Origin of the sequence: Fodinicola feengrottensis (assembly GCF_039530045.1) — a bacterium.
Taxonomy (GTDB): Bacteria; Actinomycetota; Actinomycetes; order Mycobacteriales; family HKI-0501; genus Fodinicola; species Fodinicola feengrottensis.
Genome location: NZ_BAAANY010000005.1, coordinates 260187 through 281982, shown reverse-complemented (window position 1 = coordinate 281982; position 21796 = coordinate 260187). Strand labels below are relative to the sequence as shown.

Below are 21796 nucleotides of genomic sequence, written 5' to 3'. Positions count from 1 at the left end.
TACCTGTGGAGGACCAAGGTATGAAGGCAACGCCCCGCGTTCGTACGGCCGTAGTGGCGGCCCTGCTCGGCACCACCTGCCTGCTCAGCACCGGCATCGCGGCGCAGGCCGCCCCGGCTGGTGACCCCGGCTGCGGCTCGCCCGGCGACGCGCAGCAGGTCGACTACAAGCCGGTGTATTCGACGGTCAATGACGATGTCGCCAACGTCTACCTGTTTTACAGCCCTTCGACCAAATGTGTGATGGGTCGGGTCACCGGCGTGTACGAGCACGGAGAGGCGCCGGAGATCTGGCTCGACCGTGGCAGTCCCTCGAACTACACCGGGATGCTGGGCAAGGCCAGCATCATCTCGCCCAGCAATGTCGCGCAAACCGGCTGGTTCAACGACAACGGCGTGGTGGCGAGGGCCTGTGGTACGTCCGGTCCGGACGATCACGACATCACGTGCACGAAGTGGTACTAGTGTCCTGCCCCTTGGGTAGCCTGGAGATATGCACAACCGGCTGACCCTTCAGGTGCGTACACCGCCGGAGTCCCGTTGGACCGGTGTCGAGCTGCGGGTGCTGGTGGACGGGCGCGACGTGGTCGCCGACGTTTTCGAGGCGGGGCCGAACGGTGACCCGGACGAGCTGCTCGGGCCGCTGGCGCCCGAGCGGCTCTCGCGCGAGGTGCAGCTGGCCGAGGCGGACTGCACGGAGGGCTGCTGCGGCGCGATTTACGTCAGTGTCAAACGCGATGGCGACGACGTGGTCTGGGATGGCTGGCGGAACCCGGACGCGGTCGGCGTCGAGATCGGGCCGTTCCGCTTCGACGCCGAGCAGTACGGCGCCGAGCTGGCCCGGGCCAACGGCGAGCGTGGCTGGGAGTGGCCCGGTCGTACGATCGCGCGCTTGGTTCGACAGGCGCTGGGCGACGACCCGGATGTGTTGGGGGAGTGGAACAGCAGCGTCGATTTCCTGCAGAGCCGGCCGTCCAGCCGGGCGGAGATCGAGCTGGTGTTCACCTCGCCGCCAGCCGAGACAGTCACCGAGTTCTACCGGATTTTCGAGCGAGCGATGGAACACCGGCAGTTCCGCCTCCGGCTGCCCGTTTCCGATGAACCGGTGATGGACCAGGCGCAGGGGATCGTGGATGCTCTCAGCGGGTCGGATCCCCGAGAACGAGCCGAAATCTGTGGCGGCTACGGCAACTCGATCATGTGACGACAGACGTCGGCCCGGGGAGCTGCGATGCGCCGATACCGAAACCTGCTGACAACCTGGGGTTCGTTGGAGAGTTGGTGCCGTTAGAACGGTGGTGGTGGGTATTCGTCGTTGGGTGTGACGTCGTACGTTCGTCCGGTGGGGCTGGTCCACAGGAATCGTCCTGGTGTGGGTTGGGTGACGGTCCAGCCGTGTTCTTTGATGTCGTTGTGGAATTTGCAGGCTGGTCCGGCGCTGTCGTACGCGGTCTTCCCTTCCGGATCGCGGAAAGGGATGGTGTGGTCGAACTCGCAGGTCGCCGCTGGCCTGTTGCAGGCGGGTCCGCAGCATCGCTGGTCGCGGGCGTTCACCAGGTCCCGTAGCGCCTTGGTGGGGCGGTAGCGCGTACGGCCGTGGTCGATCACGACACCGCTGACGGGGTCGGTGAGGATTCGGTACCATTCGCTGTTTTCGTCGCCGGCGAGTTCGCGTGCGCGTTGCGCGGTCATGGGGCCGTAGCCACTCAGGATGGCTGGGTTGTCGTCCAATCCCATGAGGGTGCTGGCGTCGACGCGGAGTTCGATTTTGGTGCGTACGTTGCTCGGCACACCCAGACAAAGGTCGGTAAGAGCGTCGGCGCGGAGCGCGTCCATGGTGCGGGACTCGTCTTTGGCTTTAAGCTTGCGAGCGATCGCGTCGATAAGACGGTAGATCGCCTCCGCTGATTCGGCGGGCAGGAACGCGCCCAGCAGAGCCATCCCGTCTTCGCAGGGTTGTTTTTCTACTCGCCTCTCGGAGACCAGTTTCTTGCGGCGGGCTTCGGCGGCGGCGGGGTCGATTTTGATGACCTCCCGGCGGGCCCGGTCTCGGATCGATCGAGGGGTCTTGGAGTCGGCGCCGGGTAGGACCTTTTCTTCGACTTTGCGGGCGTCTTCGGGTGAGAGGTGGCTGACCTGGTCCGCGAACGTGAACGCTTTACGCAAGTCGAGGTCACCGTGAGACATTCCCGCCATGGTGCCCGGCAGCTCATGGACCAGTTGGTACGCCAAATTCAACCGCTTCTGAGCCGCTGACACGCTCCACGTGAGCGAGGCGGCGATTTCACCGGCCGCGTATTTGGAGAATGGTGCGCCGACGGCGGGGCGGGCGTTGGTGAAGCGGTCCATGAACCGCATCTGCATCGCCTGCGTATACGAAATCACCTTATCCAAGGTTTCGATCGCGGCCAGCGCGGTGTCCGCGTCGGCTCGGCCGTACCGGTCGAGTTCCTCCAGCATTTGCAGAGGAACCCAGCTGGGTGGCATGGTGCGCCATGGCTGTTTGTTTGGGTCGGTGAATTCCGGTCGCCTTCGTTTTCTGCTCATGACCCGATTTTACCGGCTGCCACCGACAGTCTGGTCGCCGATTTTGTTTCTGTGGATAAGAAATAGGCCAGCGGAATGTCCTTGTTGATAACTCCTATTCAAGACGCGCGCTCTGGCTCGATACCCAACGTTGCTTGTTCGGGCACTGGTAGTATTTTGTTCTGCTTCGTAGGATTTGGTGGCAGGTATGACATGCGCCGGCCCACGTGGCGAGGATGTGCTGGATTTCTCGTATTATGGATCGCCCGGCCCACAGTACGGGATCTGGCGAGCCGTTGGTGCGTAGGTGGTGGCTGGGCGTATGAAACGGGGCGACGCCACCGCGCTCGAACCGCGAAACGGTAGCAGAATGTGGTTCTTGCGACCCTCGCGCGCCACCGGATTCGCACCCGTCACGCCCGTCGCCAAGGCTGGGCGTCGAAGAAACCATCGCCTCCTCCATGGCGTTTGTTGTCCACTACGACACGGCCTGGTTCAAGGGACCTGCAGCTTCTTTCGCAGGGTGGCTTGCAGCTCGAAGGCGCGCGGATGATCGCCCAGCTCGGCCATCAGCACCTGGGCATCAGCCAGGAAGCGCGCCGCCAGTTGCGGATGGCGGGCGGCGCCCAGGGTGCGGGCGATCTCGAGCAACGCAAGGGCCTCCCAGCGCTTGCTGTCGAGGGCCCGAAAGAGTCCGAGGGTCCGACGGAAGCACCGGATGGCCTGGGTGTACTGGCCGCTCGCGGCGTAGGCGAGACCCAGGTTGTACAGGCTGGACGCGGTGGCGTCCCGCTCGCCGAATTCCTGGAAGATCACGTCGGCGCGGCGGTGGTACTCCAGGGTTCCTTGATGGTCGCCGGCTCCGGCGCAGGCCACCCCGAGGTTGTCCAGATTCTGCGCGACACCACGGCGGTAGCCTGACTTCCTGCTGAGCTCGAGTGCGACGAGACCGATCCGCTGACCTTGCTCGTACTCGCCCAGATGCGAGCAGGTGAGCCCCAGGTTCCCCAACGCCATCGCCTCTCCCGGCACGTTGAAGACCTCCCGGAAGCACTCGACGGACTTCTCGTAACAGGCCCGTGCCTGCTCCCAGCCGCCCTGGTCGAGGTGGATGCAGCCGAGCGAGTTGAGGGTGTAGCCGGCGCCGACTCGGTCCTCCACCGAGCGGGCCGCATGCAGCGCCGCCTCCAGGAGCTCAATGCCCTCCCGCCACGGGATCCGGCGGTCCAGGAAGGTGACCATCGAGATAGCGATCCGCCATGCGTGGGAGGCCCAGCCGCGGGCCGCCGCCCATCGGGAGACCGAGCACAGCGTGTCGTACTCCCGCTCGAACCAGGCCATCGCCGCACTCTGGTCGCCGAATTCGGGCACCGGCATCGTCGGCTCGTACGGCTCGACGAAGGCGCGCCGCCGGTGCGGGGTCAGCATCCGGTCGGCGGCCACCGTGGCATGCAGATACCAGTCGCAGACCCGGCCGACGGCGCTGTGCAGCTCGGTGAAGCTGTCGTGCTGGCGTGCCTGGTCGGCGGCGTACAGCCGGATCAGGTCGTGCAGCTCGTACCGGTCCGGGCGGCGCTGTTCGACCATGTGCGCGGCGACCAGCCGGTCCAGCGCCTCCTTGGCCTGCCGCACCGGCAGGTCGGCCAGCGCGGCGGCGACCTCGGCGCCGAACTCGTTCGGTGGATGCAGGCCCAGTCGCCGGAACATCCCGGCGGCTACCGGGTCCAGCGCCTGGTACGACCACGCGAGCGCGGCCCGCAGGTCCGTGTGCGGGTCTCCTTCGGAACCCGCGCCGAGGGCGTCCAGCCGCTCCTTCTCGTCGGCCAGCGCGTCAGCCACCGCACCGATCGAGTCGGCGCGTTGCACCCGCTCGGCGACCACTGCCAGGGCCAGCGGCAGACCATCACATAGCCGGGTCAGCTCCGCGGCCGCCGCCGGCTCGGCGTCCACCCGCTCCGGCCCGACGATGGTGCCCAACAGGGCGACCGCCTCCGGCGTGCCAAGGCGCTCCAGCGTGACCCGGTGTGCGCCGTCCCGGATCGACAGCGCGCGCAACTGGTTGCGGCTGGTGACCACTACCAGGCTGCCGGCACTGGGGATCAGTGGCCGGACCTGGGCCGCGTCGCGGGCGTTGTCCAGCAGCACTAGCGCCCGGCGGCCGGCGAGGCTGCTGCGCAGCAGGGCCGAGCGCTCGTCGAGGTCGGCCGGGATCCTTTCGGTGGCCACCCCGAGCGCCCGGAGCACGATTTCCAACGCCGCCGCCGGCTGAACCGGGTCGGCGGTCGAGTAGCCGCGCAGGTTCAGGTACACCTGCACGTCCGGGTACCGGTCTTTCACGCGGTACGCCCAGTGCACCGCCAGCGTGGTTTTGCCGGTGCCGGGGGCGCCGTCGATGGCCACGATGGTGGTCGGGTGACTGGCTGACTGGCCGTCGGTGAGCAGCTCGTCCAACGCTGCCAGCTCGCGGTCCCGGCCGCTGAACTTGGCGTTGTCGTACGGCAGCTGGTGTGGCCCGGTAGGGAGCTCGCCAGCCGCCGTGGTCTCGGCGGACCCGTTGTCCCGCAGCACGAACAGGTGGGCGCGTTGCAGTTCCTCGCACGGGTCGAGGCCGATCTCCTCGCTCAGCGCCGCCCTGATCTGCTGGTACGTGGTGAGCGCGTCGGCCCGGCGGCCGGCGGCGTGCAGTACCAGGATCAGCCGGCACCACAGAGACTCGCGGAGCGGGTACGTCTGGGTGAGCTTGCGCAGCTCGGTGATCAGGGCGCTGGACGGTCCGCGCGCCAGTTCCAGGTCGATTCGCCGCTCGGTCGCGGTGAGCCACTCCTCGGCCAACGCCGGCACCACGTCGTGGTCCAGCCACGGCGAGTCGATGCCGGTGAACGGCTGGCCACGCCACAGGTTCAGCGCCTCCAGCAACATGCTCAGCTCACCTTCGGCCGAAGCGGTCTGCCGCGAATCCTGGACCAGCTCGCGGAAGCGATGCAGGTCGACCCGCGCCGCCGGGACCCCCAGCCGATAGCCGATCCCGAGGCAGGTCAGGATCGTGTCCGGGCCCAGCACCTGGCGCAGCCGCGCCACGTACGTGGTCAGCGCCGAGCGCGCCTTGGCCGGCTGCCGGTCACCCCAGAGATGCTCGGCAAGGGTCGCGATCGGCACCGGTTCGCCACCGGCCAGCAGGATCAGTGCGAGCAGCGTTCGCAGATGCCCCACAGGCACTGTCAGCTCGCCATCCGTCGACTTGACCTGCCACGGTCCCAGCACTGCGAAATCGATTTCCACGCAAACCCTCTCTCGTATTGCCCAGTCTGCCAGGGCGTGCGATCAACTATCGGGCCGTACGGCCTCCAGCTGATCCGAAATCGCCATGCTTACGATCAAAAGCTATTGGCGGACAAGAGTGCTAATTCCAGGTGGATGCGCGGCGATGCGTTCTGGTGAAATTTGGCAAAAATCTCACCAGAGTGTCGTGCCGAGGTATTCGCCTACGCGGCGACCTGGACTCCTCATCCCATTTGACTGATCGATGACATCGATCTGAGGTCGATCAGTCAGTCTCGTCGATTACGTTCGACAGGCCATCCCATTTTATTGCATCGCGGGATTGTGCCCACTCCTACTCCGAGGGAAGTCTTGTGAACCTCAAAAGCAAACTCATCGTCACCGCCGGTTGTGCTTTCGCCGTGGCCGGTGTCCTTGCCGCGGCGCCGGTCGCGGCTCAGGCGGCATCGTCCCTACCGTCAGTGGTCGCCGCGCCCGCGTCGAACGGCTGGCATGCGGAAGGCCCACCCACCGACGCGCTCACCTGCGAAGAGAACGCCAACTGGTACGAGGACAACGGTGCTCGCGCAACCCGGTGCGACAGTGTCGGCAACGGCCTGTACCAGCTTTGGGCATTGATCGACAACTGATCACCTGGCGATGTTCTGTTGGCCATGGCCAAAATCGGTTTTGTGATGGTCATGCGGCAGACTGAATCTATACACGGCACCGTGATGCCGAGTGTCCGGCAGTCAGTTTCTTTGGCGGCCTTGCCTTCTCCGGCGCAGTGACGCTCGGCGTCGAGTGCCGCACAATGTCCCGCAGTCGGCGTCGAGTGCGGGACATTGTGCCGCGGTCGACGAACCGCCGCCGCGGGTGGGATGCCGGTGAGGCACGCCTGCCAGGTCACGTTGGCCACTTAGTTCAAGTATCTGAAAAGGCCACCCATCTGGACGTCCGCTTTAGTCCACTTCGCCATGTGCACTTCACGGGGACGCAATCTCCTTGGCACAGTGTTATGCGTCGTTACTCTCCCGATGCTCGGCGAAGGGGTCACTCATGCGACTTTCCTCTGCGGTGGCGGCGGTGGCTTTGGCCGCCGCTTCGCTGGTTGCGGTCAGTCCGGCCGTACAGGCGGATTCCCCGAAGATCTCCGAAACGACAGTGGTGGGTGTGCACAACACGTACGACCCCGGCCAGTACGCGTTTCTGGCGCAGGCGTTGGATGCCGGATCGTCGCTGATCGAGCTGGACGTGTGGCCGGATGTTTTCACCCATGAGTGGAAAGTGAGCCACGACAGCCTGACCAGCAACAAAAACAACTGCGTCAACGCCAGTACGGCGGCGGATCTCTACACCGGTGGGGCGAACAAGGACCTGGAGTCCTGCCTCGACGACATCCGGGTGTGGCTGGACGCACATCCGGGCAAGGGCCCGATCACGATCAAACTGGAGATGAAGACTGGCTTCTCCGCGAACAACGGTCTCGGACCGGCCCAGTTGGACGCGAGTTTCCGGGGACACCTGGCCGGTCACGTGTTCCGGCCGGTGGATCTTCTCGGCGGTTACGCCACCCTTGATGACGCGGCGAAGGCGAACAACTGGCCGACTCGGGCCTCGATGGCCGGCAAGGTTTTCGTGGAGGCCATCCCGGGCACGGTCGAGGAGGGCAACCCGACCGACACACTGCACACCGATGTCGAGGAGGCGCAGTATCTGCAGTCGCTGCAGAGCTCCGGCCATCTCGGCGACGGCCAGGTCTTCCCGACCGAGCACGGCGCGGTGGGCGGCGATCCGCGGGACAAGTACGCGGCGGCGCTGCGGCCGTGGTTTGTCTTCTTCGATGGCGATGCGAGCGGTTGGGTCAATGACACCGGACCGTCGTGGTACGACACCAACCACTACTTCGTGGTGATGACGGACGCGCAGAATGTCGCGCCGGCCATCGATGATCGCAACCCAACTGTCGACCAGGCCACCCAGCGGGTCACCGACCTGGCCCATCAGCACGCGTCGGTCGTCACATCCGACTGGGTCAGCCTGAACACCGTCCTCCCGTTGGTACTCCCGCGAGGCTGAGTTATGGCGGCAGTTCCTGCCGCGGCGCATCCGGCTGGCGGGGTTGGGATGGAAATCCGTACGGCGTTTTCGTTGTGTCGGCTTGCCGGCGGAGGTCAGGGACCTCAAGGTCAACGGCCGGTGTCTCAAGGTCGGAGGTCTGGGTCAAGGGCGAAGGTCAAGGGCGAAGGTCAAGGGCGAAGGTCAAGGGCGAAGGTCAAGGGCGAAGGTCAAGGGCGAAGGTCAAGGGCGAAGGTCAAGGGCGAAGGTCAAGGGCGAAGGTCAAGGTCTGCCCTGCGGGCGGCGCCTCCAGGGAGAACGGGTTTGGGTGCGGGTGGTGCGTTGGGTGGGTGGTTGGGCTGCTTGTTCTTCCCGTCGGCGCCTGGGGGTTACCACTTTTCCGGGGCGGCGGCGGAGCTTGGGTGGGTGGTCGCTTGAGGTTTGCCGCCGCCGCCCCGGAAAAGTGGTAGGGCTGTGCCCGCCGACGGGGAGAACAAGCAGCCCACACTCGCGAAAAAGCACATCCCCTCACCCCACTCCATCGACGCCTCGCGCGCCCCACCCACTTTCGCCGACCCTCACGCGACCCCGGCCCTCCACCGACCTCGCTACTCTGCGCTACCACACTTCCCGGATTCGGCTACCTTCCGCGACGTCCGTTGTTGATCTTGGTTAGTTTGCCTACCCAACCCAGACATTTCAGACCGATGTCCGGTTTGAGTAGACCAACTAACCAAGATCAACAACTATCGTCCCAAAGAGTGGGACGAGCGGGTCGCAGGAGTCACAGGGACCCCATCAGTCCCAGCTGTCACAGGCGAGGGGTCGAGTGCGGTACAAAAGCCCGCACTCGACGTCGAGCGGTGCACAAAAGTCCCGCACTCGGCGAGCGATACCCGGGAAACGACTCGGGAAACGCGACAAACAGGGCACAGAACTAAGCAACGTCATCACCAGCAGCGCGAGGTGTCCGGTCTCCCCGTCGGCGGGCGTAGCCCTGCACATTTCCTGGCCCGGCGGCGGCGACCCAAACGCAACCACCCACCCAAGCTCCGCCGCCGGGCCAGGAAATGTGCTGCCCTTGGGCGCCGACGGGGAGAACGGACCACCGCAACCCCGCACCCAAACGCCACGCCACCCAGCCAAACAAGCCAACCCGGGATCCACCCTCCCCGGAGGCAACCGCCGCTTTTGACCTTGACCTTCGCCCTCGACCTTGACCTTCGCCCCTGACCTTTGCCCTTGCCGTTGACCTTCGGCGCCTGACCTTCGCCCTTGCGACCTTCCCCCTGCGGGACTGGTTGCTGGCCGGGTTGGTGAGAGCTATTCTGACTCGTGACTGGATTTCGTATCTGGTCATGAGTCAAGGTGGAGGATGGATGGCCGAGCTGGCGGTGCTGGACGAGCGGGCCGTACGGATCCTGGACGCGGCCGCGGAGTTGTTGCTGCGCTGGGGATATCGCAAGATCACCGTCGAGGACATCGCCCGCGAGGCGGGTGTCGGCAAGGGCACTGTCTACCTGCACTGGAAGACAAAACCGGATGTCTTCTACAGCGCCTTCATGCGCGAGGGTCTGGAGTTGGCGCGCGCGCTGCTCGCTCGGATGCGCGAGGACGTCGACTGTGTGCTGCCGGGGCCGATGACCGCGGCGATGTTCCTGCTGGTGATGGAGCGTCCGATCTCCCGGGCCATGTTCACCGGCAACACTGACATGCTGGGGGATCTGATCGACCCGACCAGCTCACGGCCGGCGCAAATCGCGTCCGCGTCCGCGTCGTACGGCCGATACCTGGAACTGTTGCGTGACAACGGTTTCATTCGTACGGACCTGACGACGGAAGAGCTTTTCTACCTCATCGACGCGAGCAGCCTGGGTTTCTACTTCATCCAGGATCCGTCGCCGTTGGTGACCAATCTTTCGCTGCCAGCACGAGCGAAGATGTTGGCCGATGCGGTCGACCGCGCGATCGCGCCGGCCCGCAAGCCGGACCGTCGCCGGCTGCCGCGGCTGCAAGGCGCGGCGCTGGAGGTTTTCCAGCAAATGGAGGACCAGATGTTTGAAGTCCTCGCGAAATCCCAGGTTTCCTAGTTCGAAGAACAGAAGGAGCTCGCCATGCACCAACCACCCTCGGTGGCCGACGGCGGCCGGGAAATGCTCGCCTGGCTACGCGAGATGCGGGACAACGAGCCGGTCAGCGTCGACCAGTACGGCATGTATCACGTCTTTCGGTACGACGACGTGCAAAAGGTCACCACGGATCCGGCGGTTTTCTCCAACGACTTCACCCGGATCATGCCGCAGATCGCCGAAGGCGCGAAGGGCAACCTGCTGGCGGTCGACCCGCCGGTGCACCGCAAACTCCGCCAGTTGGTGAGTTCTGCTTTCACCCCGAAAATGGTCGCCTCGCTGGAGCCGCGGATCGCCGAGGTGACCAACGAACTGCTGGACGACATCGACGGCACGGGCGTCGATCTGGTGGAAAGCCTCGCCTATCCGCTGCCGGTGATCGTGATCGCCGAGATGCTGGGCGTTCCGGCGAGTGATCGCGGGCTTTTCCGGAAATGGGCGGATGACCTGCTCACCAGCCAGAACATGGATTTCAACGATCCGAAGTTTGTGGAAGAGGCGAAGGAAAAGGTCCGAGACCTGGACGCGTATTTGCTGGAACACATCGTCGCCCGCCGCAAGCAGGGTCGCGACGATCTGTTGAGCAAGCTGGTGGAGGCCGAGATCGACGGTGAGGGGCTCGACGACGGGGAGATCACCAACTTCTCCCGGTTGTTGCTGGTGGCCGGTCACATCACCACCACGATGTTGCTCGGGAACGCGATGCTCTGTTTCCACGACAATCCCGAAGCCGCCGCGGACGTACGCGCGAATCCCACGCTTTTGCCGTCCGCGGTCGAGGAAATCCTGCGCGTACGCTCACCCTTCCTTTTCAGCGCACGGATCACCGCGGTGGACACCGAGCTGGCTGGTACGCCGATCCCGGCCAACAAGATGGTCGCGCCGTGGTTGCTGTCCGCGAACCACGACGAGCGGCAGTTCCCCGACCCCGAACGCTTCGATCCGCACCGCGATCCCAACCGGCAGTCCGGTTTCGGGCACGGCATTCACTTCTGCCTGGGCGCTCCGCTGGCCCGGCTGGAGGCCCGGGTCGCGCTGGCCGCGTTGCTGAACCGCTTCTCCGACATCGAGATCGCGGACCCGGCGGCGGTCGTCTATCGGGAGTCACCCGGCATGTACGGCGTGAAGGTGCTGCCCCTGGAGGTCAGGAGATAGGCGTCCGAAAGATGTAGCGCAGGCTCGGTCCGACGCAGGACGAGACCGCATACCCGCGGATGCGAACCTTTTCGGGTGGATGCGCAGACGGCAAGACGTAGCGGGCCGCAGGTGGTGGCCTGGGTGGCCGGGATCGGGTTGGCGGGCGGGCTGCCGTACGAGGTGGCGTCCGCCTGGTCGCCGTACGCGGGCTTTCTCGCCGGCCTCGCCACCACGGCTCTCTTGCTGCTGCTTTATTCGATAGCGCAAGGAAATCCGCGGCTGGCGCCGGCCGCCGGGGCGTTGGCGATCTTCGCGTCGCTGTCGGTCTTCGGCTGGTTCGGCACGGTCGTCACCGCCATCCCGGCGGTCGCGGACTGGCTGGCCACCGCACCCGTACCGCTGGCGTTCCTGGTGGTCAACGCGACGAAGTTCGGGTCAGTGGTGCCGGCGGCGGTGGTGGCGTACAAACGCGGGTGGACGCGGGACGAGCTGAACCTGCGAATCGGCAACCTGAACGCCCGGGCGGTCGGGCCGCTGCGGTGGCCGGTGGTCGGGCCGGCGGTGATCGTGGTGGTGCTGGCGTTGTTCCTGGTCGGCACGCACGGATACGAAACGGTGGTGCCGTGGGTGCCGGTGATCCTGCTGGGCACCGTGCTGAACGCGGCCGCCGAGGAGTTCCTCTACCGACACACCGCGATCCGCGCGCTGACCGACGCGATGGGAGTGGCCGGCGCGGTGGCGCTGACCTCGGTGGTCTTCGGGCTCGCGCACCTGACCGGCAACCCTGGTGGCTGGACCGGCGTGCTTTTTACCACTGCGTTCGGCCTGATCTGCGCCCTCGCGATGGTGCGTACGCGCGGATTTGGCTGGAACCTGCTCATCCACGTCTGTGGTGACATAGGAGTGGTGCTGGCGCTGTCCCTGACGACTCAGCGATAAGCGGAACCACCAGGGCAACGAACCTGCGAGGATTGTTCGCATGAGCAGTAAGCCCATTCTGATGACTGTTGACGACGACCCGGCCGTATCCCGGGCGGTGGCTCGCGATTTGCGCCGAAAGTACGGATCTGACTACCGCGTGATGCGCGCTGACTCTGGCGCGGACGCGCTGGAGGCCCTGCGTGAGATCAAGCTGCGCGGGGACGCGGTGGCGGCGATCCTCGCTGACTACCGGATGCCGCAGATGGACGGCATCGCCTTCCTGGAACAGGCGATGGACCTCTTCCCACGGGCCCGCCGCGCGCTGCTGACCGCGTACGCGGACACCGACGCGGCCATCCAGGCGATCAACGTGGTCGACGTCGACCACTACCTGCTCAAGCCGTGGGAGCCACCGGAGGAGAAGCTCTATCCGGTGGTCGACGCGCTGGTCGAGCTCTGGCGGGCCACCGGCGACCGGGCGGTCGAGGAGACCAAGGTGGTCGGGCACCGTTGGTCGGCGCCGTCGTACGAGGTCCGCGAGTTCCTGGCCCGCAACTCGGTGCCCTACAAGTGGTATTCGGTGGATGACGCGGAGGGTTGCCGGCTGCTGGAGGCGTGCGGCGCCGACCCGGTCGACATCCCGGTGGTGATCACCGCGGACGGCCGGTCGTTGCGCAATCCGACCGGCGCCGAGATCGCCGAGGCCGTCGGCCTGTCGACGCAGCCCGCGTCGGCGTTCTACGACCTGGTCGTGATCGGCGGCGGCCCGGCCGGCCTCGGCGCCTCTGTCTATGGCGCGTCCGAAGGTCTGCGTACGGTCCTGGTCGAGCGGCAGGCGACCGGCGGCCAGGCCGGACAAAGCTCCCGAATCGAGAACTACCTGGGCTTCCCGGATGGTGTTTCCGGTGCTCAGCTCACCGATCGGGCCCGCAGGCAGGCGCAGAAGTTCGGCGCCGAGGTGTTGACCGCGCGCGATGTCGTCGCCTTGGAGGAACGCGGGTCGGCCCGGGTCGTACGGTTCGGGGACGGCACCGAAATCGCCGCGCACGCCGTCGTACTCGCCACCGGGGTGTCCTATAGAGCACTAGACGCTCCTGGCGCCGAGAACCTGACCGGCCGCGGGGTCTACTACGGATCCGCGACGACCGAGGCGGCCGACACCCGCGGCGAGGACGTCTACATCGTCGGCGGCGCCAACTCGGCTGGGCAGGCGGCGGTCTTCTTCTCAAAGTACGCGAAAACCGTGAACCTGCTGGTCAGGGGCAAGTCGCTGGAAGCGTCCATGTCCCACTACCTGATCCAGCAGCTGAAGGCCATCGACAACGTGCACGTACGACTGCGGACCTCAGTCGAGGAAGCACACGGCACCGATCACCTCGAAGAGCTGACCCTCCGGGACGCGAATACCGATACCACCGAGCGGGTGGCCGCGGACCACGTGTTCGTCTTTATCGGCGCGGCGCCGCGTACGGACTGGATCGGCGACGCGCTCGTCCGCGACTCGCACGGCTTCGTGCTGACCGGTCCGGACCTGCTGGTCGAGGGCAAGCGGCCGGTCGGCTGGCCGATGGACCGCGATCCGTTCTACTTGGAGTCTTCGCTGCCGGGCGTGTTCGTGGCCGGGGATGTTCGGGCGCAGTCGGTCAAGCGGGTCGCGTCCGCCGTCGGCGAGGGTGCGATGGCGGTCACTCTTGTGCATCAGTATCTGGTCGACGGGCGTTGATCCCGGTGCGACGTATTCTCGAGGTGGAGGCGTCATGAGTACACCGGCACTGTCGCACGAAGAGCTGCGCAGCCTGTTCCTGTTCGAGGGGTTGGCCGACGAGCAGCTGGACTGGATCGCCGAGAACGGCCGGGTCGAGGAATTCCCGTCCGGCGGCGTGGTGGCCCGCGAAGGCGAGCCGGCGACCTGCTTCTACGTTCTGCTGCATGGCACGCTGCGGATGACGCGGATGGTGCGCGGCGACGAGCTGGAAATCAACCGGACCGACCAGCGTGGGGTCTATTGCGGCGCGATCCAGATCGCGGTGCAGCAGGGCAACGAGTCGTACGGTTCCTCGGTTTACGCAATTGCCGACACGACTTTCCTCGCGTTGCCGGCGGCCGAGTTCTCGGTCCAGTTCCGGACCTGGTTCCCGATGGCGACGCACCTGCTGCAGGGCGTGCTTTTGGGGCGGCGCAACACCGACTTCGTGATCGGCCAGCGGGAGCGGCTGCTCGCGCTCGGCGCGCTGTCCGCCGGTTTGACGCATGAGCTCAACAATCCGGCCGCCGCTGCCGTACGAGCGACCGCCTCGTTGCGTGAGCGGGTCGCCGGAATGCGCGCCAAACTGGCCAAACTCGCCCGCGGCGACATCAACCCGGATCTCCTTGAGCAGCTGCTGGACATCCAGGAGACCCTGGTCAAGCAGGTCGGCAACGCGCCGAAACTGTCCGCCGTGCAGTCCGCGGACCGCGAGGACGAACTGACCGACTGGTTCGACGACCACGATATTGACCAGAGCTGGGACCTGGCCGCGGTTTTCGCGCAGGCCGGCATCACGCCGGTCGAGCTGGATTCGCTGCTTTCCGCGGTGGGCGACGAATTCCTCGACGGCGCGCTGCGATGGTTGGGCTATGCGGTGGAAACCGAGTCGCTGATGGGCGAGATCGAGGACGCCACCACCCGCATCTCGACCTTGGTGGGCGCGGCGAAACAGTATTCCCAAATGGACCGTGCGCCGTACCAGTGGATCGACGTGCACGACGGCCTTGACTCCACTTTGGTGATGCTGAGCGGAAAACTCCGGGACAAGGATGGCAACAAAGTCATCAAGGTCGTCAAGGAATACGACCGAACCCTGCCGCAGATCCCGGCGTACGCCGGCGAGCTGAACCAGGTCTGGACGAACCTGATCGACAACGCGATCTCTGCGATGCATGGCCACGGAACGCTGACTATCCGTACGGCGCTGGAAAAAGACCAGGCGTTGGTGGAGGTCTGCGACACCGGTCCGGGTGTGCCGCACGAGCTTAAGCAGCGGATTTTCGAGCCTTTCTTCACCACCAAGGGCGTCGGCGAGGGGACCGGGCTGGGCCTGGACATCTCGTTCCGGATCGTGGTGAACCGGCACCACGGCGACCTGCGGGTCAAGTCGGTGCCAGGGGACACCCGCTTCCAGGTTCGGCTGCCGCTGACGGAGCAGCCCGACGCCTGAGGTCCGCGCGTCGTCCTGACTACGTCAGCAGAAGGGCCGCGTCCCAGCCGCTGGGCGCGGCCCCGCCGCTGACAAATCCCTGTAGCGCCAAACCGACTCCGGCCGCTCCCTCCAGGAACCCGGGGCGGTCCACCCCGGCCACCGGCGGGAGTCCGAATGTCAGCTTTTCCTCGTACGCGTCACAAATCAGGTCTACCAGCGGGCGACACTCGGTTTCCGGGAAACCCATGACCGTGGCGACCCGCAGCAGCCCAGCCCAGCCGTGGCACAGCCCGTAGTCGGTGACCCTGCCAACGGAAGTCCTCAGCGCCGCGGTCAGCGCCCGATCCGCCCACTCGCGCCATCTCGGGCTTTCGGCCGCAGCCGCGGCCAGTGATCGCGCACGTGCGATGCCCGCGGCGCCATAACACCACACGTCTCGGGACCGCGGCACGGCCGAACCGGAACGAAAATCAGCGAGAGACAACGTGTGCGGCCAGTACGGCCCGGCCGTGTCGACGGTCTGCCAGCGGTCCAGCAGGGCGACGATCCGGTCGATGGCTTCGTCCTGCCGTGGCACCCGTACGTCGTGCAGCCAGCTGATCGACAGCAGCGCGAGCGGTCCGGCGATCCCATGCGCGAGCCCGAAATTGAGGTGTTCGGCGCCGCCATCGAGCTGGCGGTGCCGGTCATGGCTGACCCACCAGGCGGGCACCAGGTGGCCGCCGACCCGCACGTCGGTCATCGCGACCGCGACCAGTGCCTCGATGAGTTCGGTCAGCGCCGCGAAGGTGACCGGGTCACCGGTTTCCTCGTACCGGCTGAGCAGATACCGACCGATCCCGCTGAACCCGGAAATCACGTCGTACGTCCACGTCTGGATCGGCCCCCCGGCCTCGACGCGCGACTGGGCACGGCGCGCCCAGTCGCCCACGCCCGCCGCGATCTGGTCGTCGAACTGGCCCAGCAGTCGAGAATATCCGCCGTATGCCAACGATGCCGCGTGCGCGGCGAAAGCGAGCGAGCCCATTCCGCCGAAAAGTCCGGCGTCGGTGGCCCATTGTGGATCGATCAGGCCGGCGGACAGGTAACTGTGGGTGGGCTGACGGTACTTTGGCTCGGCGACGGCCAGTTCGGCGAACAACAGCGCGATCGCCGGGTTACCGCAGGAAAGCGACAGGGAACTCCACGGCGGCTGCCGTCTTCCCCGTACCACCGGGCCGTTGTCCGCCCGGCTGGCCAGCGCCGCCACGGCGGCCGGATCGGCCAGTTTCGCCGCGATCGCGGCGACCACGCTGGCAGCGCGGTCGGTCGACATCGTCATGTCCCGAGGTGTTTCTGGCGATCCACGTACGTTTGGACTACCCCGCGGGCAACCGCGTAGGACACGTTCTCGCCATCCCGGTCGATGCCGGCCAGCCGGTTGTGGTGGAGATGCAGAATGCTGCTGTACGCCACCTTCAGTCGTACACCTTCGACGTTTTCCCGCAGCCGCCGGCCATAATCGGCCAGCGCGGTGGCGCGGTGCCGCCACGAAGCCAAAAGCTCGGCACCACCGGGCACCTCGGCGAGGCCACGCCACCGGTGTGCGGGATCCAGCAGCCGCAGCGCCTGCGCCCGCCGACCCTGGAAAGCCACGTGCCAGGAACCCTTGGGGTAGGTGTCGAGCAGCCACCGTGGCCATTGCGGGCCGCACAACTGCTCGGCAAGGTCGAGATGGTTGGCGGCCGACAACAGCTCGATGGGGAGGTCGGCCTTGCCGCTGGCGCGCAGTCGGAGCTGGGTGAGCACGCTCTGGGAGTCCGCCGAAAAAGCATGCTCGGCCGCCTCGAGCGCGTCCGGTCCGCCGTAGCGGTCGACTTCGGGCCGATAGGTGTCAAGGACAACGTCGCCGATCATCCCGGCCGCGGTCAGCCGGGTCGTCCAGTCGTGGACCGCGGTGGTCAGCTGGGTGCGCAGCATTTCCGGCTCGCCGTGAAAACGGACTCTGAGATGTGGCTTTTTGTCCTGATAACGAAGAAAGAACCAGCGATCGGTGATATTTTCCGCGCTGGCAAGCAACGCCGGCAGGTGCTCGCTGAGCAGGTCGTCGTGTCGCGCGCTGTCGGCGTAGATCCGCATCGACAGCCACTCGCCGCCTGGCTGGTGCACTGGTCGGGCCTTGGTAGGGCAGGAGTACGAGGCTGGTGGCGGCGGTCCGGTCGCCGTACGGGCGCGCAGCGGAACGACGATCTCCGTGCTGTGCCCCTGAGCCCATCCGCTGTCGTACGTGCCACCAGCCGGCTCTTCCTGGAGCACCAGCGTCGGATGCTTACGCACGTCGTCCCGCAGCAGCGCCACTTCCAGCGGCGACCTGAGATCCAACCGCAGCCGGCGGTCGGCTCTGACGGCGTAGACAATGTCGGGGATTCCCCAGTGCGCCCGCCAGCGTTCAAACCGGCTGGGCCAGTTCGTCTGGTCAGTGCGAAGGCGGTGGTCCAGCAGCCACCGCGCCGGGGTGAGGATCGTTCGTCCGTACCGAATTCTGGGCAGATACGGCAGGTGCTCGGCCGCACCCCAGCTCCAGAGCTGCCACGGTGGCGTGGTGTACGCGCCAATCTCGACCAACAGGCGTACGACATTGGGCAGGTGGTTGGCGATATTGACGGCGTGCAACGGCAACGGCGCCACCTCTTCGCCGGTACGAGCCGACAACACGAAAAGGCGGTGGTCAGTGGCGCCTACCACAAAATCGTCGATATCGAACATCCCTGGCTCACTGGGGTCGGCGAAAACACCCGCGGCGGCGAGGTGGTCTGTCACTCGCGGCACCTGCGTGAGGTTGCCGAGCCTTGCGCCCACCACTGCACTGAGCAGTTGGGCTGGCACCGCGTGGCGTACCTGCTCGGCGACCAACTCGGCGAGTGCTGGCCGCAGGACCGGCACGACCGGCAGCAGTCGGCCGAACATCGCGGCGAGCCCGGTGAAGTTCATCCCGGACAGCGCGAGCCGGAAATCGCCGGCCAGCAGACGTTCGGGCGATCCGGCGAGCAGCTGCGCGCACGCCTGGATCGGGCGCATGGGATCCTGCTCCGCGCCGGATCGGGAGAGCTGGTCGAGGAGATCGTCATCCAGCAGCACTTCGCGTTCACCGTGTGCGGCCGCCAGCTGTGCGACCGCGAACAGAGCGCGATCGCGATGCTCGTTGTCCTTCGTACGAAAGGAAATGGGTGCCGGTCCGGGCGGCAGTAGGTAACCGGCCGGTGGCCCAATGCCGCGCTGCGGATCCAGCAGCTCTTTGACTGGCACCAGGGTTTGCTTTCCATAATGAGAAAGAAACTCGGCGCGATAGTCGGCGAGCGGGTCCACCGGTGCCTGCCCGACCGGTGCGATCCGCCAGCCGACCTCGGCCGCGCGGGCCAGTTCGGTGGCCACGTCGACCGGCAACGTGAGGTCCGCGTCTATCGCCAGATCGACCTGGATCGCCCGATCCGTGGTGTGCAGACGATCCATGGCCGCGGTCGCGGTACGCCACCGTGCCAGGCCCGCGCCCACCGGTGTGCTGGCGTAATTGGCCAACGCTCGCTCGATCCCGGCCAGCGCCTGGCGGCCGGGATGGTCGGGGATCGGTGCCAGCACGTCAAGAACGTGCCGGATCGGGTCGTCGGCGGTGGAGGGTGGCCGCAGGTCCGTCAACAGGAAACCGGATTCCACCAGCTGGGTGAGCATCGAGACGACGACAGACTCGGTCACCCCTGGGAAATCACCGAGAACTCGCGCGACGAGCTCACCGAATCCGCGGGGCGTACGGGCTGTCTCCATCGCCAGTTGGACCGGGCGGGTGTCGCGTACCGTCTGCTCCCGCCCGTCGGGAAGCCCGTAGTCACCGTCGTCGAGAACATAGGGCAACACCAGCCGGTCGTGTCGAACGAAAGCCAGGTTGTTGCGAACGAGCCGCAGGTGCGCGAGAACGGCGGGGTCCCGCTCCCATGGCCGGATGACCGCGAGCACCCGCCCCATGTCGGCACGTACGTGTTTTCGATGCACTGTGCCGATCCGGACCTGGGCCGGGTCGGCGAACCGGACGGCCGCGACGCCCGCCATCAAGCCGAAAGGGGTCGACCGGTAGGTCATCCGGGCCACGTACCTGGTCGCGGACAAGGCGGCCCGACGCAACCGCTTCGCGGGAACTGGGGTGCCCTCGGCGACCTTGTCAAGAACGCCGGCCAGCCCACGGCTGGACACCGAGATCGCCTCCCGTACGACCGGATCCGCCGCCACTTGAGCCAAGAACGAGGTCAGCTCCGCCGGCTCGTCCCATGACCGGGGTGGTGGTAGCGGCGAAGACGCGGACTGCAGCGATAGCCGCGCCAGCGCGAAGGTGGCCGGTCGCTGGGTTTGTAGCGGTGGTCCAGCGGCCGGCCGGTTGGTCAGTTGCAGGCCGGACTCGCGGTGCATTCGAACGTACACACATTCGTGCACAGGTCAGTGTGGTCGGCCTTAGGGGCCGAATCCGACGGGCTCCACTCGGTCCGTACTTGGTCGTCCAGGCGGACATCCAGATCGAAGTCAGTAAGCAATGAAGTGCTCCCTTCGCTGAGGATTACGGTACGAACGTGAAGCCGGGCGGCGATCCGATGCGCTTGTACCGCTCAACTCGGCAGCACGCTCGGCCGAAGTATGACTGCTCGTCGGTGCCACCAGCCTGCATTTCGACTGGCCTCGAAAGGCCGACTTGGCCAACCTCAGTTGGTGGGGTCGCCGCCGTCGGTGCCATCGCCGCCGCTATTGCCGTTGTTGTTGTCGCCGTTCGAGTTATTGCCGTCTTGGCACAGGAAGGGCGCCCACCGCCGCATAGCCGGCGTGCAGAGCGGATTCTGGACCGGCTGGGGTCCTTTGCTGACGACGACCTTCACGGCGGCGCCGCGGCGCAGTGGGGTGCCGGCGACCGGGTCGGTGGAGACGACATTGCCGGCCGGCACGTTCTCGTCGTACGCGGTGCTCGTCTGCGGGGTCAGGGTGGCGGTTCGGATCGCCTGCACGGCGGTGTCCTTTGGCTGGCCGACCACCGCGGGCACGCCATGCCGCTCTGGCCCTTTGGACAGCACGAGCGTGATCGGCGTGTTTTTGGGCACCTGGGCGCCATCGGCTGGCTGCTGGCTGAGCACCTGGCCGGCCGGCGCCGTCTCGTTGTAGAGCGCCGGGCCGTACTGCAAGCCCAGGTGGGCCGTCCGGATCTTCGCCTCGGCCTGCGCCTGGGCGAGCCCGACCACGCCAGGCACCTGCGTGTAGCCGCTGGCCGCGGACCACCAGCCGATACCGATCGCCACCACCAGGACGGTGGCCAGGACCGCGCCGATCAGGACCGCGCGCGCCGGCCACCGGGACCGCTCGCGAGGCAGGTCGGCGAGGTCCGGCACCGGCTCGGAGTCCTCGACCCGGCGAGGCAGGAAACGGCGCTCGACGCCGGGCTGATCAGGTGGTGCGTAAAGCAGCGTGTCGTGTCGGCCCTGCGGGGTCGGCACAGGCGAGACGGGCGCGGTGGCGAGCAGGTCCATAGGGACCGTGGTCGCCATCGGGCCTGCGCTCGCCGCCCGCAGGTCCGCCAACATCGCGGCGGCGTCCACCGGCCGCTCGTCCGGGTCGCGGCGGGTCGCTCGTACGGCCAACTGGTCAAGCGCCGGCGGGATGTCCGGCATCCGGTCCGCCGGCGCTGGCATTTCGCTGTGAACGTGCTGATAAGCCACCTGGACCGGTGAGTCGCCCTGGAACGGCGGAGCGCCGGTCAGCATCTCGAAAAGTACGATCCCGGCCGCGTACACGTCGGCTCGCGGGTCGGAGCTGCCGACCGTGACGATCTCGGGCGCCACATACGCGACCGTGGCCATCATGACGCCCTTGGTGGTGGCCCGGCTGGACTCGGCGATCCGGGCCAGCCCGAAGTCCGCCACCTTTACCGTGCCGTCGTTGCCAATCAGCACGTTCTCGGGTTTCACGTCCCGGTGCACCATGCCGATCCGGTGCGCGGCGGCCAAACCGGCCAGCAGCGGGTCGAGGACGCCGGCCGCCTCAGCGGGGGACAGTCGGCCGCGGGACGCCAACACCTCCCGGAGCGTACGACCTTGGACGTACTCCATGACCAGGTAAGCGAGGCCGTGGTGGCTGCCCTGGTCGTACACGGCGACGACATTCGGGTGGGACAGCCGCGCGATGCTGAGCGCTTCTCTGACGAATCGGTCCACAAAGGACGGATCGGACGCGTACGCCGGGTGCATGACCTTGAGTGCGACCGTACGCTCCAGTCGCTGATCGACGGCGAGATAGACGGTCGCCATTCCGCCGCGGGCGATCAGCCCACGGATCTGATAGCGCTCACCCAGCACCGCCCCGGGCCGGATGTCGGCAACCACGGCGTCGTCCACGGGACTCACGCGCGTCAGCATACGGGCCACACACACGGTAGTGGCGTGATACCGCCTCTCATGCCGGGATTGTCAAGGCAGGACACGATCTACCAGGAAACACTGTCAAGCCTCTATACATCCGTCGCTGACTGTGGGAGATTTCCTCACCGCACGTGCGGACACATCGGGGGAAAACCGGCGTCCAACAC

14 protein-coding genes are annotated in these 21796 nt (G+C 66.5%); 9 read left to right on the top strand and 5 right to left on the bottom strand.

All coding sequences use genetic code 11. The annotated features are described in order from the left end of the window. The first annotated feature begins 20 nt into the window (after positions 1–20). Together ABD301_RS07465 and ABD301_RS07460 are read left to right on the top strand one after the other, a co-directional pair. Positions 21–464 carry a hypothetical protein gene (locus tag ABD301_RS07465; RefSeq protein ID WP_163566634.1) on the top strand — a complete coding sequence of 148 codons (444 nt, stop codon included), beginning with the start codon at positions 21–23 and terminating at the stop codon, positions 462–464. 28 nt (positions 465–492) lie between these two features. Further along, positions 493–1203, top strand: a complete 711-nt coding sequence (locus ABD301_RS07460) for a hypothetical protein (protein ID WP_344308383.1) — start codon at positions 493–495, stop codon at positions 1201–1203. Positions 1204–1286: 83 nt separating this feature from the next. Here ABD301_RS07460 and ABD301_RS07455 read toward each other — a convergent pair whose 3' ends face one another. Then, complete coding sequence (locus ABD301_RS07455; protein ID WP_344308381.1) at positions 1287–2546, bottom strand: DUF222 domain-containing protein; 1260 nt, start codon at positions 2544–2546, stop codon at positions 1287–1289. Positions 2547–3020: 474 nt separating this feature from the next. Then, complete coding sequence (locus ABD301_RS07450) at positions 3021–5804, bottom strand: AfsR/SARP family transcriptional regulator (protein ID WP_344308379.1); 2784 nt, start codon at positions 5802–5804, stop codon at positions 3021–3023. 353 nt (positions 5805–6157) lie between these two features. Here ABD301_RS07450 and ABD301_RS07445 point away from each other — a divergent pair, with 353 nt between their 5' ends. The 7 genes from ABD301_RS07445 (at position 6158) to ABD301_RS07415 (ending at position 15225) form a co-directional block, all read left to right on the top strand. Next, positions 6158–6433 carry a hypothetical protein gene (locus tag ABD301_RS07445; protein ID WP_163566640.1) on the top strand — a complete coding sequence of 92 codons (276 nt, stop codon included), beginning with the start codon at positions 6158–6160 and terminating at the stop codon, positions 6431–6433. A gap of 409 nt (positions 6434–6842) precedes the next feature. Then, entirely contained in the window at positions 6843–7862 is a 1020-nt protein-coding gene (locus ABD301_RS07440; RefSeq protein WP_344308376.1) for a phosphatidylinositol-specific phospholipase C domain-containing protein, read from the top strand. 1358 nt (positions 7863–9220) lie between these two features. Continuing rightward, positions 9221–9931 (top strand): TetR family transcriptional regulator, encoded by a 711-nt coding sequence (locus tag ABD301_RS07435; RefSeq protein ID WP_344308374.1) that lies wholly within the window; start codon positions 9221–9223, stop codon positions 9929–9931. A 24-nt stretch (positions 9932–9955) separates the two neighbouring features. Then, on the top strand, positions 9956–11125 hold the full coding sequence (locus tag ABD301_RS07430; protein WP_344308372.1) for a cytochrome P450: 1170 nt from the start codon (positions 9956–9958) through the stop codon (positions 11123–11125). A 75-nt stretch (positions 11126–11200) separates the two neighbouring features. Further along, positions 11201–12046, top strand: coding sequence for a CPBP family intramembrane glutamic endopeptidase (locus tag ABD301_RS07425; protein WP_344308370.1), 846 nt, complete (start codon positions 11201–11203; stop codon positions 12044–12046). A 40-nt stretch (positions 12047–12086) separates the two neighbouring features. Then, entirely contained in the window at positions 12087–13751 is a 1665-nt protein-coding gene (locus ABD301_RS07420) for an NAD(P)/FAD-dependent oxidoreductase (protein WP_344308368.1), read from the top strand. Between the two features lie 34 nt (positions 13752–13785). Then, positions 13786–15225 carry an ATP-binding protein gene (locus tag ABD301_RS07415; protein ID WP_344308366.1) on the top strand — a complete coding sequence of 480 codons (1440 nt, stop codon included), beginning with the start codon at positions 13786–13788 and terminating at the stop codon, positions 15223–15225. Between the two features lie 19 nt (positions 15226–15244). On the opposite strand, the gene ABD301_RS07410 is transcribed toward ABD301_RS07415, so the two are convergent. The 3 genes from ABD301_RS07410 to pknB all read right to left on the bottom strand — a co-directional run bounded on the left by ABD301_RS07410 (position 15245) and on the right by pknB (position 21614). Then, entirely contained in the window at positions 15245–16522 is a 1278-nt protein-coding gene (locus ABD301_RS07410; protein WP_163566644.1) for a lanthionine synthetase LanC family protein, read from the bottom strand. A 2-nt stretch (positions 16523–16524) separates the two neighbouring features. After that, positions 16525–19641: a lantibiotic dehydratase gene (locus ABD301_RS07405; RefSeq protein ID WP_344308364.1), complete on the bottom strand. Its 3117-nt coding sequence runs from the start codon at positions 19639–19641 to the stop codon at positions 16525–16527. Between the two features lie 287 nt (positions 19642–19928). Further along, on the bottom strand, positions 19929–21614 hold the full coding sequence (gene pknB / locus ABD301_RS07400) for a Stk1 family PASTA domain-containing Ser/Thr kinase (protein WP_344308362.1): 1686 nt from the start codon (positions 21612–21614) through the stop codon (positions 19929–19931). Positions 21615–21796 lie beyond the last annotated feature (182 nt).